Below are 14143 nucleotides of genomic sequence, written 5' to 3' on the forward strand. Positions count from 1 at the left end.
CGCACAAATGCGCGCCCTATATATTTAAAGATTACTTACCGGTGAATTCGCTAAGGTTGTCTTTATCTACGCCAACGTAAGGAACGCGGACGATTTTGTTCTCAATCTTCCAGTTGGTACCATCAGCAGCACCTTTACCGGCAGCGAGGTTTTTCGCCAGATCGAAGGTCGCCTTCGCCTGGTTGTTGGCATCGTTCAGCACGGTACCGGCCATCGCACCGGATTTCACCAGCGCCAGCGCTTCTGGCAGGGCATCAACGCCGAATACTGGGATGGAAGATTTGTTGTGTGCTTTCAGCGCTTCCACCGCACCCATTGCCATCGCATCGTTGTTGGCGATAACGACTTCAATTTTGTTGGCGTTAGGGCCGGACAGCCATGCGTCCATCTTATCTTTAGCCTGAGCGGTATCCCACATTGCGGTATCTAACGCCAGCTGTTGGGTTTTCAGACCCTTATCGTTCAGCTCTTTGATAACGTAGGTGGTACGCGCTTCAGCATCCGGGTGACCCGGTTCGCCTTTCAGCAGCACGAACTGAATCTGGCCGTCTTTATTCAGGTCCCAGTTCGGGTTTGCCGCCCAGTGTTTAGCAATCAGGTCGCCCTGGATAATACCGGATTCTTTAGAATCGGTGCCCACGTAGAACGCTTTGTCATAGCTATCCAGCGCTTTACGAGAAGGTTCTTTGTTGAAGAAGACGATCGGCACGTTCTGGCCGCGCGCTTTTTCAATTACCGTGCCCGCCGCCGCTGGGTCAACCAGGTTAATCGCCAGCGCTTTCACGCCTTTTGCCAGCAGGACGTCAATCTGGTCGTTCTGCTTGGACTGGTCGTTCTGGGAGTCGTTCATCAGCAGCTGAACGTCCGGCGCGGTTTTCGCATCTTTCTCGATAGCTTTACGCACAACGGACATAAAGTTGTCGTCGTATTTATAAATTGTCACACCAATACGCGTATCGGCAGCGTGAGCTGCTGCACCGAAAAACATGCTGGCCATCAGGGCAGACAGGGTTAACACCTTCTTATTCATGGTATCTCCGGTTTTATTATGCAGGGTAGTTCGGGTGAAAATAATCGGCGGGCAGGGTTAACGGAATGTTACTGCTCGACGAAATTCACTGATAAAAATTTGTTCTTCCGTGTTGAGTAACAATCCAGATGACGTTCTAAACTGTTTTTGCAGCTGGAATACGTTATAAAAAGTGATTAATCACCGTTACATCATGTTTCAGCCTGATAAACGCTGCCATCATAGCCATGCCGATGTTAACAATCTGTGAATTTACTCACAGATTGAAAACGGTTACATAACGTCAACAATTCAGTTCGTGATGGGATGCACAAATTGCCGTTGCGCCACCGAATGGCGGCGAACTAAGGTCGGCATAAAGCAGTGCGTTGCTTCGTCGTCGAGCTTTCCTGCCGCCCCTAACAGCGCCAGTTCCGTGGCCTGTTTTGCCATAGAAACAATCGGGTAGCGGATGGTAGTGAGCTGCGGGTCGGTATAGCGGGCGATGGGAATATCATCAAAGCCAATGACCGACACCTGCTGTGGCACCGCAATGCCGTTATCTTTAAGCGCACTAAGCGCCCCGGCGGCCATATTGTCGTTATAGGCAAACACCGCCGTCAGCCCGGCATTGCGCCCGAGCAACTCAACCATCGCCGCTTCCCCGCCCTGCATATCCGGCGAGCCGGTGCCGACCCAGCTATCGGGTGCCACAATACCCTGCTCCAGCAGCGCACGCGCCCACCCTTCCCGCCGCATATCATCATCTTCAATGCGGTGGCTGGAGGCGAGATAACCTATACGTTGATGACCATGATTGAGCAGCATCCGCGTCCCCATCAGCGCACCGCTGACGTTATCAAGGCAGACGCAGCGGTGGGCATAGTCGGGTACGATGCGGTTGATAAGCACCATACCGGGCATCTGCGCCATGAACTCGCTCAGTTCACGATCGCTTAAGGCTTTTGAATGGACGATTAACGCGCTACAGCGCTGACGAATCAGCACCTCAATGGCGTTACGCTCTTTTTCTGCTTCGTGGTAGCTATTGCCGATCAGGACATACTTATGATGCTGCTGGGCGACGGTATCCACCGCTTTGACCAGGGCGCCAAAAAAGGCGTCGGACACATCCATCACCACGCAGCCAATGGTATCGCTGACCTGCGTAGCCAGCGCCTGAGCGTTGGCGTTCGGGCGATAGCCCAGCGCTGACACCGCTTTCATAACCATGTCGCGCGTTTCATGGCTGACCAGCGCGCTGTTGTTCAGCACCCGCGAAACGGTGGCAACGGAGACGCCCGCCTGGCGGGCGACATCACGAATGGTGACCATACACACCGCCCGGTTGAATATTGCTGCAGTTCACGTTACACCCCCTATGTCCAGCGTGAGCGCTATTCTGGCAGCGAGTTTGCGGCAACTACGTGAGTGAGGTCACAGGGTTGGAAACGGTTACATCCATTTTGTTAATGGTTGTGATCTGGATCGTTATCTAAATGTGCCGCGAAATGACACACCTGACGCTTTTGCCGTCAACTGCCGCCACAGCCATTCAACCGGCCCCTGACGGAAATAGCGCAGCCACAGCACAGAGAATGCGAGGTTGACCAGCCAGATGGGAACAACAAACGCCAGCAGCGTCAGGCGATCGAATTCCATAAACAGGCCGAAGTGATAAAACAGCGTGGTGCAGATAAGCGTTTGCAGGAGATAGTTGGTGAGCGCCATACGCCCGACGCAGACCACCGCCGCCGCCAGCCGGGAACGGCTGATTTGCGGCCAGTAAGCATAGGCCAGCGCCGCATAGCCCAGCGTCTGGATAGGCGCGCTGATTTCACGCGGCGCCTGCAGCAGGAACGCGCACCAGCGATAGTCCCAGTCGAGATGCCACTGGGCGGCAATCGCCGGCAGGTTAATCAGCATGCCAAGCGAAATGCACACCGCCGCGCAGCGACGATAGTGGCGATGGCTAAACTGCCCTTTCAGCCAGCCGCAGCGCATCAGCGCCGCGCCCATCAACATCATGCCCGCCAGCTGCCAGCCGTACTGCGCCCCCAGCGCCAGCAGGTTAGCCGACAGCATATCGCTGCGGTTGCTGATGGCTTCCATTCCGCCGTTGAGCTTCCAGTAATGTTCGTAGAGCAGACTTGAAGCATCCGGCACCCATGAACGGCTCTGCCCGTTGTCGGCAATCAGCCCAAGCAACAGCAGTACGGCCACGCCAATGACGTACAGCATCGCGCCGGTATTGAATAATGCTTTCACTTCACGCGCGTCGCGCACCAGCCGCCAGCAAACCAGACCCACCAGCGAATAGGCCAGTAGAATGTCACCGTCCCAGAACAGTAACCCGTGGATAAATCCGAGCAGCGCCAGCAGCGTCAAACGACTTTGGATCCAGCGCGAACCGCGCGGTAGCAATAGCTGAAGGCCCGCGCCAAACAGCAGCGCAAACAGGGTGAGGAATTTCACCTGCGCAAACAGGTCAAGAATGGCCCACGTCCAGGCATCGCGAGAGGAGATCTCACCGTACCAGGCAGGGTTTAGATAGGCGGCCTTCGGCAAGCCGAAGGCGCTGATGTTCAGCAGCAGGATACCCAGTATGGCTACGCCACGAATAAAATCCAGCGTGACGTTTCGCTCCATGTACCCTGCTCCGTTGATCAATTAATTGTGGTGACGTACCGCGCGCAAGAACTCCTGGCGGGTATTCTGGCTGGACTTGAACAGGCCGCCCAGCGAGGTAGTGGTGGTGGCGCTGGTCGCATCACGAATACCACGCGCTTTCACGCAGTAGTGCACCGCGTCAATAGAAACCGCCACGTTGTTGGTACCGAGCAGGGTTTGCAGCGCAGTCAGAATTTGCTGCGTCAGACGCTCCTGCACCTGCGGGCGCTGGGCGAAGAACTGCACGATACGGTTGATTTTCGACAGGCCGATCACCGAATCTTTCGGGATATAGGCCACGGTCGCTTTACCGTCGATGGTGACAAAATGGTGTTCGCAGGTGCTGGTTAAGGTGATATCACGCACCGTGACCATTTCGTCGACCTTCATTTTGTTTTCAATGACGGTAATTTTCGGGAAGTTAGCGTAATCAAGCCCGGAGAAAATCTCATCGACATACATTTTGGCAATGCGATGCGGCGTTTCCATCAGACTGTCATCACTCAGATCGAGATTCAGCAGCTGCATGATCTCAGTCATATGCCCGGTGATCAGACGCTTACGGGTTTCATTATCCATTTCGCGCTCCGATGGGCGCAGCGGCGTTTCCAGACCACGGGCGACCAGCGCTTCATGAACCAGGACCGCTTCTTTACTCAGTGATGACATCGTTTGTTCTCCTGCAGGTGTGGCGCTTTGCTTTTTCGGTGCAAAGTTTGCACTCATTGTGCGTGAGGCGACGCACAGAATCCAGTATTCATCGCCATAATTATTGCAATCGTTATTCTCTTTCAACCCGCGGACGCCAGACCAGCGCCCCGCCAATCAGTAAAGCCACGGCAGCAATGCCCAGCGCAGGCTCCAGCCGTTGGGTGAGCCAGGTGGATATCGCCGAAGTCATCGGCCCCACCAGTTGCCCGACGGCGTAGCCGGTGGTCAGCAGCCCGGCCATATAGCGCGCATGTTTTGGCGCGAGTTCTCGGCCATACAGCAGCGACAGCTGAACCGCCGCTAAGAATCCGCCGCCGACCAGCAGCGCGCCGCACACCAGCCCGCTCATCCCCGGCAGCAGCCAGGCCAGCAGTACGCCGAGCCCCTGAAGCCACAGTACGACGGCCAGACGCTGATGCGCGTGACCCACCCCACGCATGGCGATACTCAGGCCAATCCCCGTAACGCTCGCCAGACCGAAAATCGGCCAGATAAACTGCGCAAACAGGCTCTCGGGAAAGCGATGGCTCGCCATCTGCGATAAAAAGGTAGCAGGAAGAATGTAGCCGAAGCCTGCCAGGCTATAGCTCCACACCAGCCGTTTCAGATTGGTGGTTAAGGTCAGCGGCTCGGGCTTTTCGCCGCTGCGGTGCAATTCACCCGGACGCGGCAGCCAGCGGCCAATCAGCGCCACCAGCAGCAGCGCCAGCACGCCATACAGCTGCCAGCCCGCCGCCGCGCTCAGCGACTGCGCATGGATAAACACGCCGAGCAAACCGCTTAACGCAATACCCGCGCCCGGCCCGGCAAATACCGCCGCGCTGAGGCCAGGCCTGGCGTAGTGTGCCAGCCGTTCGTTAACCCATGCCGCCGTCAGCACCATCGCCCAGCCGCTCATACAGCCAATGACAAAACGCAGCGCGCCGTGCAGCCAGGCGTTATCCGCCAGCGCCGAGAAAAAGGTCAGCGCAACGGCACCCACAATCCCGGCATAAAGGCGCATTTCCACACCGCGATGGGCGCGCATAGCGTCCCACGCCCCCACCAGATACCCCAGATAGTTCAGCGCGGCGACCAGCCCGGCGCTGGTCAGCGTCAGCTCGCCTTCGCCGATCATCAGCGGCACCTGCGGGGTAAACGCGAAACGCCCTATCCCCATCGCCACTACCAGTACCAGAAACCCACTTAGCGCAATACGTACCGGCATGAACGCCCCGGATGTAAATGTAAAGTTATCTTTATGATGCAACATGTGGATGTTATGCGGAAGTGAAAGTTACTCACCGCCGATGAATTATCTGTATGATGGACTGATATATTTTGACCAAAACCGCGAGGAGCCCGCATGGAAATGCTTGAAGAGCACCGCTGTTATGGCGGCTGGCAGCAGCGCTGGCAGCACCATTCTGCCACGCTAAATTGCACGATGACCTTTAGTCTGTTTTTGCCTCCGGAAGGGAAAAAAACGCCGCCACCGGTGCTGTACTGGCTGTCCGGCCTGACCTGTAACGATGAGAACTTCACCACCAAAGCCGGGGCACAGCGGGTTGCCGCCGAGCTGGGCATTGTGCTGGTGATGCCCGATACCAGCCCGCGCGGCGAGGGTGTTGCCAACGATGCTGGCTACGATCTCGGCCAGGGCGCAGGCTTCTACCTGAACGCCACCGAATCCCCATGGGCCGCGCACTATCGGATGTATGATTATCTGTGCAATGAGCTCCCGGCGCTGATTCAGGCGCAGTTTAACGTGAGCGCACGCAGCGCGATTAGCGGCCACTCCATGGGCGGCCACGGTGCGCTAATGCTAGCGCTGAAAAATCCGGGCAAATATTGCAGCGCGTCGGCCTTCGCGCCGATCGTCAACCCAAGCCGGGTGCCGTGGGGACAGAAAGCCTTTAGTGCCTATCTGGGCGATGATATTGCTCGCTGGAAGGAATGGGACAGCACCGAGCTGCTGCTGGCAAGCCAGGCGGAACATGCTATCCCGATGCTGATCGACCAGGGCGATAACGACCAGTTCCTCGCCGACCAGCTCCAGCCCGCGGTATTCGCCGAGGCAGCGCGGCAGAAAGACTGGCCGCTCACCCTGCGTATTCAGCCGGGTTACGACCATAGCTATTACTTTATTGCCACGTTTATTGAAGATCACCTGCGCTTCCACGCAGAACACCTCTTCAAGTAGGCCGGATAAGGCGCTTGTGTCGCCATCCGGCAATGCCTGCCTGATGGCGCTGCGCTTATCAGGCCTACAGACAATCACCCATCACATCGCTTACATTTCTGGCAACGTGTACGGATACGCCTTGCGATACTGCAACGGCGTTTTCCCCATATTCTTGCGAAAACAGGTAATAAACCACGCGTATTCGGTAAAGCCGACCCTTTCGGCAATCTCCCGTACCGAATGCTGTGAGTGCAGCAACAGCTCGCAGGCCTGACGAATGCGCCGCATCATCAAATATTCCTGAATCGTCCCGCCGGTTTCATCATGAAATCGCCGCGAAGTATGCCCGCGCGAGCAGCCCATCACGGCAGCAATCTCCTCTAACGAACAGCGTTCATGATAGTGATTCTCCAGCCAGCGGATAATCGTCGACGAGAAAGTGTTATGCCCCACAGCCTGCTCCTGCTGCGGCAGCAAGCTAATCAGCTGCATAATCAAAAACGCGCTGTCGCTGGTGCTCCAGTTCTCTTCATGCGTTAGGGTTTCAAAGCGCTGTAACAGCGTTTCAATCACCGGCTGCAGGTCGCCAACGTCAAATACCCTCGCCTTTTCACCGCGCCCGCAGAGATGGCGTAGCAGCATCTGCTGACGGGGAAAATCCCGCAGCCAGGGCTCAATCAACGACGGGTTAAAGTGCAGCGTGGTGCGGTGATAGAGGTTACGCTCGCTTTGCTCGACGTAGACCTTGTGCAGCTTGCCCGGCGGGAAAATAAACAGCCGCCCCGGCTTCACCGTATATTGCTGATGTTCCATCAGCGCGATACCCACTCCCCGTGAAACGGAAAGGATCTCCGCGCACTGGTGCCAGTGGTAATAGTTGGCGGGAAGATTCTGCATCCGGTTGAAATAGATAGATTTATCGTTGAGATGAATCTGTTCGAGATAGGTGGTGTCTTCCGTTGGTTGTGAATGTGCCACTGCGCCAGCTCCGCATGTTAATAAACTTAAACTTTCATCATCGGAATAAAACTTTTACGCCAAATTACGCCATAAAATTATTTTTAATTACCCTTCATGCTTAAAAGTAAGAGCACAATCACATTTGCCGACCGCGCCAAATTCCTATTATTCGTCCGCCATCAACAAACTGAAACGGGATTTCATCATGCGGACGAAACAAGAATACGGTGCATTAGTCGAGGGTTGGATAGCGGCGGCAGTTCCCCGTTTATCAGCGGACGGCACGCGACTTCATGCGGGCGATACCGCCGCGCAATACCCGGACGACGTCGCCGGAATGGAGGGTTTTGTTCGTCTGATGTGGGGCCTGTTTCCGCTGGTGAGCGGTGGTACCGTACCAGCGTGGCACGACGCGTTCGTCACCGGGGTGCGTAACGGCAGCAACCCGCAGCACCCTGGCTACTGGGGCAATGTCGGCGACAACGACCAGCGCTGCGTGGAAATGGCGGCCTTTGGCCTTGGCCTCGCGCTGCCTAACGGTAAGCTGTGGTCGTCACTCTCGGCCGAAGAGCAGGATAACCTCGCCCATTGGCTCAGCCAAAGTGCAGACGTTGCGGTGCCGGACAATAACTGGCACTTCTTCCCGGTGCTTATCCAACTGGGGCTGAAATGCGTCGGACGCCCCTACGACATGGCGGTCATCAATCGTCATCTTGATGCCATTGAGCCCTTCTTGCTCGGCAACGGCTGGTACAGCGACGGCGCGGGCAAACCGCGCGACTATTACATCTCCAGCGCCTTCCATTTTTATGGCCTGATCTACAGCCACTTTATGCAGGATGTCGACCCCGAGCGCTGCCTGCGCTATCGCCAGCGCGCCCAGCAGTTCGCCAAAGATTACGCCTATTATTTTGCCGCTAACGGCGAAGGTATTCCGTTTGGCCGCAGCCTGACCTACCGCTTTGTGCAGGTCGCGTTCTGGAGCGCGGTCGCCTTTACCGAACTGGAGGTCTTTACCCCGGGCATAGTGAAGGGGCTGATTTTGCGCCACCTTGAGAGTTGGCTCGATAAGCCGTTTATCGGCGCCGACGGCCTGTTCACCATCGGCTACAGCTATCCAAACCTGATTATGGCCGAGGACTACAACAGCCCCGGCTCCCCCTACTGGGCGCTGAAAGCGATGCTGATTCTGGCGCTGCCGGAAGAGAGCGCCTTCTGGCAGGCCGCCTGCGAACCGCTGCCGACGCTGGATGTCGTTCACCCTGTTCCCGAAGCCGGGCAAATCATCGTCCACAGCGATGAACAGCGTCACGCGTGGATGCTGATGTCCGGTCAGTTCGACAAAAACAACTTCGTCAACTTCGAGCAGAAGTACTGCAAATTCGCCTACTCCAGCCAGTTTGGTTTTACCCTGGAGCGCGGGCGCTTTGGCCTGAACCATGCGGCGGTGGATTCCATGCTGCTGTTCAGCAACGGCGATGACTACTATCGCGGCCGCCGCGAGTGCGACAGCGCTGAGGTAACGGATGACTGGGTACGCAGCGAGTGGCGTCCGTGGGCTGATGTGACCGTCAGCACCTGGCTGGTTGCGCTGCCGGAAGGCCACGTGCGCGTGCACCGCGTACACACGCCGCGAAAGCTGGAGTGCGTTGAAGGCGGGTTTGCCGCTAATCGCCACCAGCAAACGCGCCAGACCATCACCAAAAATGGCGTCAGCCTTGAAACCACACACCACTACAGCCGGATAGTGAGCCTGACCGACAGCCGTCAACCGTTCACCGTCACCACGCCGCCGAACAGCAATTTACTGTACGCCGCACCGGCCACTATTCCCTGCCTGCGCGCACAGCTTAGCGCCGGAACTCACTGGCTCGCCTGTTATGTCAGCGCCGACCCGGGCGAGATGCGTGTGCTGCCGGGGCCATTGCATTTTGATGTTACGACACAGCAGTTAACCGTGAACGACCTGACGCTCACCATAAGATAACCCTGACCTCTGGATAACGGCGGAGACCGCAATGACCACGATGATTCAGTCGACACGTTCGGCGTATATAAAACTCAGTCTCTTTGTTTTTCTGTTTACCTTTACCTGGGCGGCAAGCTTCGGCCTGTACGCCATCTGGCTTGGCGATAAAGCGGGGCTCGATGCCGTGGATATCGGCACCGTCTTCGCGGTGAACGGTGTGTTCGCGGTGGTGATTAAGCCGGTGTATGGCTACATCATGGACAAAATCGGCATGAAGAAGCATCTGCTCTATTTTGTCTGCATCGTCTCGGCGCTGATGGCACCGTTCTATATCTGGATCTACCTGCCGCTGCTGCAAACGCATTTTATCACCGGCATGATTGTCGGCGCGCTGTTCTTTAGCCTCGGCTGGTACGCAGGCGTGGCGGCGGAAGAGTCCTACGTCGACCGCTTCAGCCGCCTGTATAACATGGAGTTTGGCCGCATTCGCATGTGGGCGGCGCTCGGCTGGGCGACCGCTTCCTCTTTCTCCGGCTTCCTCTATAACATCTCGCCAAAAATCAACTTCGCCATCAGCAGCGTGTCAGCCCTATGCATGTTTGCCGTGCTGCTGACGCTCAAGGTGGATCATTTCGGCAAAGAAGAGAATAACGTTTTATCGAAAGAGAAAATCGTCATTACCGACGTGCTGAACCTGCTGAAAAACCGCAAGTTCTGGATGTCTGCGCTCTATATTGCAGGCGTGGCCTGGATGATGTTTATCGCCGAGCAGCAGTTCTCACGCTACTTCGTCACCTTCTTCTCCACCAAAGAGGAAGGCAACGCGATGTTCGGCTATATGAGCACCGCGCAGTCCGCCGCTGAATTCTTCGGCATGATGCTGGTACCGGCGATTATCAACCGCATCGGTGCCAAACAGGGCATGCTGCTCACCGGGCTGGTTATCAGCCTGCGCCTGATTATCTCCGGCATGACTAACGACCCGCTGATTATCTGCCTCGTCAAGCCGCTCTACGGTATTGAGATTGCCCTGATTCTGGTGTCGGTCTTCAAATACATTGCCGAACATTTCGACAAACGCGTTAACGCCACCATGTACCTGCTGGGCTACCAGGCGATGATCTACGTCGGCTCTATCGTCGTCGCGCCACCGGCGGGTTATGCCTATCAAACCATCGGCTTCGAGCACACCTATCTCATCATGGGCATTATCGCCCTGGTGTTCACCGGCGTCTCCGCCCTCACCTTATCGACCTGCTACAGCCATAAAAAAAGCGCTGTAGAACAGGAAATCAAGCAGCAAGCGCTGAATTAAAACGGGAATATGCCAGCATGATGTCTGAACAGATCAGAAAAGAACCGCTCGCCTCACACACCCTGAAACCGGGCGAACGTGAAGAAATTGGTCGTAAAATTCGCGGGGCGATGCCCGCGCTGCTGAAGGCGATTGATGACAACGCCGACTATTTCGGCACCCGCTTCCCGGACGCGGCCTGTAAAAACGGGGTCTATCCGATTATTGATAACGTTGAATGGACCACCAGCTTCTGGACCGGGCAGCTGTGGCTGGCCTATGAGTGGACGGGGCTTGAGCGCTACCGCACGCTGGCGGAGCAGCATATCCACTCCTTCGGCCAGCGGATTATTAACCGCGACCACACCAACCATCACGATCTGGGCTTCCTTTATAGCCTCTCCTGCGTGGCGGGCGAACGCCTGACCGGCAACCGTGAAGCGGGCTACATCGCCCTGCTCGCCGCCGAGGCGCTGATGGAGCGCTACAACGAGAAGGCCGGGATCATTCAGGCATGGGGCGAGCTGAATAACCCTGAGCAGCAGGGCCGCATGATAATTGACTGCAATATGAATCTGCCGCTGCTGTATGAAGCCAGCGCCGCCAGCGGCAACCCGCGCTACGCCGAGGCGGCGAAGCAGCACATTGAGCGGGCGCGTCGCCATATCGTGCGTGAAGACGGTTCGACCTTCCATACCTGGTATATGGACGTGGAAACCGGCGAGCCGCGCTTTGGCAACACCCATCAGGGCTTCTCCGACGATTCGTGCTGGGCGCGCGGCCAGGCGTGGGGCGTGTACGGTTTCCTGCTGAACTACCTGCACACTGGGGATGAGCGCCTGCTGGCGCTGAGCCAGACGCTGGCAAATTACTACCTGAACCGGCTGCCGGAGGATCTCATCTGCTATTGGGATCTGGCGCTGACCGATCCTGCCAGCGAACGCGACAGTTCGGCGGCGGCGATTGTGGCCTGCGCCCTGCTGGAGCTGGTTAAGCATCTGCCAGTCCCCCATCCGGATCGCGAGAGCTATGAAACCCTGGCGCTGCGGATGATTGGCAGCATGATCGACGGTTACATTAACCGCGAGCATACGCCGGGTCAGGGGCTGCTTAAGCATTCGGTCTATTACTTTAAAGGCGGGATTGGCGTGGACGAGTGCTGTAGCTGGGGGGATTACTTCCTGATGGAAGCGATGGTGCGCGCGACGCAGAACTGGCAGAGTTACTGGTAATAAAAGGCCCGATGGCGTTGCGCTTATCGGGCCTGCAATTCCCGGGGTCGCTTTGCTCGCCCGGGTGAGTATGTAGCCCGGCCAAGCGTAAGCGCCGCCGGGGTCCGCACAGGCTTAGAAGCGGTAATCCACCGCCATAAAGTAGCGACGGCCGTCTTCGTTATAGCTGTAGTTATCACGATTCAGATCTTTATCGCCTACGTTAAGCACGCCCGCGCGCAGCTTAACGTCTTTGGTCGCCTGCCATGCCCCGCCGATATCCCAGGTGGTATAGCCGCCCGGCGTTTTCGAGGTTGCCGAAGTGGCACGCTGCTTACCGGTGTAGCTTCCCGCCAGGTAGAACGTCCAGTCCTGAATCGGGCTCCAGTCCACGCGCCCGTTACCGGTGTGGAACGGCAGCTCCTGCAGCGGCTTATCACCGCCGTTGCTCAGGTCTCGCCCATCGTTATAGGTATAATTCAGCGTCACCTTCCAGTCGTCACCAAACGGCACCTTCAGCTCGGACTCCACGCCGCGAATACGGGCTTTATTGACGTTATAGTAGGCAAACACCGGCACGCCGTTATCGAAGCCAACAAAGTTCGGGTAGCCCGGCGCAGCGTTTTTATCGCGCGTACGGCTGATGTTAATCATGTCGTCGATATCGTTCTGGAAGGTGGTCACGTTCGCCTGCACGCCCTCCAGCCAGCCCTCTTCCCCTTGATAGTAGAGGCCAATTTCATAGCTCTCGCTGGTTTCCGGCTTCAAGTCCGGGCTACCGACAATTCGGCAGCCGCCGCGACAGGAGTTGGTGGCCCAGTCCGGGCTCAGCTGCAGCAGCGAAGGCGCTTTAAACGCCGTGGCCCAGCCCCCTTTCACCGTCACGGTATCGGTCGCGTTATAGACCAGATACGCACGCGGGCTCCAGTGGTCGCCATAGGTCTGGTGATCGTCCATACGGATGCCGGTGGTCAGCGCCAGCGGTTCGAAGATGCGCCATTCGTCTTCCAGGAACAGCGCGTACTGGCTGGCTGAGGTTTCGCTGCTGGTGCCGCGCGTCAGGTTAACCGGGTCGCTCAGCTTGTCGTGACGCCATTCGCCACCTAAGGTCACCAGTTGATTAATCGCCCCCAGCGGCAGCACATATTTGCCGTCGATAGTATTGCTTTCAGAGGTGATTTCACTGGCGTTACCCGGGTTCTTATTCACCACCTTCTCGCCGTAATACTTAAGCTCGCTGTTGCCCAGCTCCCAGCGGCCATTGTGGCTTAACGAGTAGTTCTGACGTTCAACGCGGTTACGGTCGAGCGAGTCGGAGTCGCGGTCCTGGCGGTCGAAGCCATAGCCTGCGGTGATATCGTTGCTCTCGTTTGGCGTCCATGCAAACTCAACGTTGGCATCGCGGCTGGTGAAGCCTTCAATACGTGGGCTCTCGCCGGTCGCGCTGGTGCTGGAGGGTTGCTGATCGTCTTTCTCGCGCTTTGCCAGACTACCGAAGGCTTTCATGCCAAGTACGCCATCCACCAGCGGGCCGGCGGTATAGAACTGGCCGTTCCAGGTGTCGCCACGGTCGCGGTGTTCCTGAATGGTGGTGTCGGCCGTGACGGTGCCGGTCCATTTGGCGCCAATCTTTTTGGTGATGATGTTGACCACGCCACCCAGCGCATCGGAGCCGTACAGCGAAGACATCGGCCCGCGCACCACTTCTATACGCTCGATAGCGTCAACCGGGATCCAGTTAAGGTCAAAATCGTTGTGGCGGAAGACGACGTTACGCGAGTTGACGCGCTTGCCATCGATAAGAATCAGGGTATAGCTGCTGTCCAGGCCGCGAATACTTACGCCCTGACGGTTATCCCCTTCGTTGGTGAGCTGCACGCCTGGAACTTCTTTCAGCACATCCTTCAGATTCTGCACCGGTTTTCGCTGCAAATCTTCCTGGGTGATCACGCTGATACTGGCGGGTGCATCCTTGACGCTTTGCTCGGTGGCAGCCGCCGTCACGACCATCACGTCTTTATCATCGGCTGCGCTGACCGGCAGCGCGAGGGACATTACGGACGCACAAAGCCCGCCCCGAACCAAGGGGTTTAACCTGAACATTTCCAATCTCCATGAGGTGAATACTGAATTAAAACAAAGAGGTCTTACTCAC

Annotated in this window: 11 protein-coding genes; 4 read left to right on the forward strand and 7 right to left on the reverse strand. The window is 56.9% G+C overall.

Annotated elements, in window-relative coordinates; all coding sequences use genetic code 11:
* Positions 1 to 31 precede the first annotated feature (31 nt).
* The 5 genes from mglB to ACLGE8_RS07950 all read right to left on the reverse strand — a co-directional run bounded on the left by mglB (position 32) and on the right by ACLGE8_RS07950 (position 5597).
* Complete coding sequence (mglB, locus tag ACLGE8_RS07930) at positions 32 to 1030, reverse strand: galactose/glucose ABC transporter substrate-binding protein MglB (RefSeq protein ID WP_185666910.1); 999 nt, start codon at positions 1028 to 1030, stop codon at positions 32 to 34.
* 291 nt (positions 1031 to 1321) lie between these two features.
* Entirely contained in the window at positions 1322 to 2344 is a 1023-nt protein-coding gene (gene galS, locus ACLGE8_RS07935; RefSeq protein WP_410997719.1) for an HTH-type transcriptional regulator GalS, read from the reverse strand.
* A gap of 156 nt (positions 2345 to 2500) precedes the next feature.
* Positions 2501 to 3658: a DUF418 domain-containing protein YeiB gene (gene yeiB / locus ACLGE8_RS07940; RefSeq protein WP_410997721.1), complete on the reverse strand. Its 1158-nt coding sequence runs from the start codon at positions 3656 to 3658 to the stop codon at positions 2501 to 2503.
* Between the two features lie 21 nt (positions 3659 to 3679).
* Positions 3680 to 4348, reverse strand: coding sequence for a GTP cyclohydrolase I FolE (folE, locus tag ACLGE8_RS07945; RefSeq protein ID WP_035893451.1), 669 nt, complete (start codon positions 4346 to 4348; stop codon positions 3680 to 3682).
* Between the two features lie 112 nt (positions 4349 to 4460).
* Positions 4461 to 5597, reverse strand: coding sequence for a YbfB/YjiJ family MFS transporter (locus ACLGE8_RS07950; protein ID WP_410997723.1), 1137 nt, complete (start codon positions 5595 to 5597; stop codon positions 4461 to 4463).
* Between the two features lie 138 nt (positions 5598 to 5735).
* Here ACLGE8_RS07950 and fghA point away from each other — a divergent pair, with 138 nt between their 5' ends.
* A complete protein-coding gene (fghA, locus tag ACLGE8_RS07955; RefSeq protein ID WP_410997725.1) occupies positions 5736 to 6572 on the forward strand; it encodes an S-formylglutathione hydrolase in 837 nt (278 codons plus the stop codon).
* Between the two features lie 90 nt (positions 6573 to 6662).
* Here fghA and ACLGE8_RS07960 read toward each other — a convergent pair whose 3' ends face one another.
* The gene (locus ACLGE8_RS07960; RefSeq protein WP_410997727.1) at positions 6663 to 7532 is read right to left on the reverse strand and encodes a helix-turn-helix domain-containing protein; all 870 of its coding nucleotides are present in this window, start codon (positions 7530 to 7532) and stop codon (positions 6663 to 6665) included.
* A gap of 187 nt (positions 7533 to 7719) precedes the next feature.
* On the opposite strand from ACLGE8_RS07960, the gene ACLGE8_RS07965 reads away from it, so the two are divergent.
* Genes ACLGE8_RS07965 through ACLGE8_RS07975 form a run of 3 tightly spaced genes read left to right on the forward strand, consistent with a single transcriptional unit; the run spans position 7720 to position 12009 of the window.
* On the forward strand, positions 7720 to 9501 hold the full coding sequence (locus ACLGE8_RS07965) for a DUF2264 domain-containing protein (protein ID WP_410997729.1): 1782 nt from the start codon (positions 7720 to 7722) through the stop codon (positions 9499 to 9501).
* Between the two features lie 31 nt (positions 9502 to 9532).
* A complete protein-coding gene (locus tag ACLGE8_RS07970; RefSeq protein ID WP_410997731.1) occupies positions 9533 to 10798 on the forward strand; it encodes an oligosaccharide MFS transporter in 1266 nt (421 codons plus the stop codon).
* A 20-nt stretch (positions 10799 to 10818) separates the two neighbouring features.
* The gene (locus ACLGE8_RS07975) at positions 10819 to 12009 is read left to right on the forward strand and encodes a glycoside hydrolase family 88 protein (RefSeq protein ID WP_410997864.1); all 1191 of its coding nucleotides are present in this window, start codon (positions 10819 to 10821) and stop codon (positions 12007 to 12009) included.
* A 114-nt stretch (positions 12010 to 12123) separates the two neighbouring features.
* Here the strand turns inward: ACLGE8_RS07975 and cirA are convergent, their stop codons facing one another.
* Positions 12124 to 14091 (reverse strand): catecholate siderophore receptor CirA, encoded by a 1968-nt coding sequence (gene cirA, locus ACLGE8_RS07980; RefSeq protein WP_410997732.1) that lies wholly within the window; start codon positions 14089 to 14091, stop codon positions 12124 to 12126.
* Between the last annotated feature and the right edge of the window lie 52 nt (positions 14092 to 14143).

It is taken from the genome of Kluyvera sp. 142486 (assembly GCF_046569695.1).
In the GTDB taxonomy this organism is placed as follows: Bacteria; Pseudomonadota; Gammaproteobacteria; order Enterobacterales; family Enterobacteriaceae; genus Kluyvera.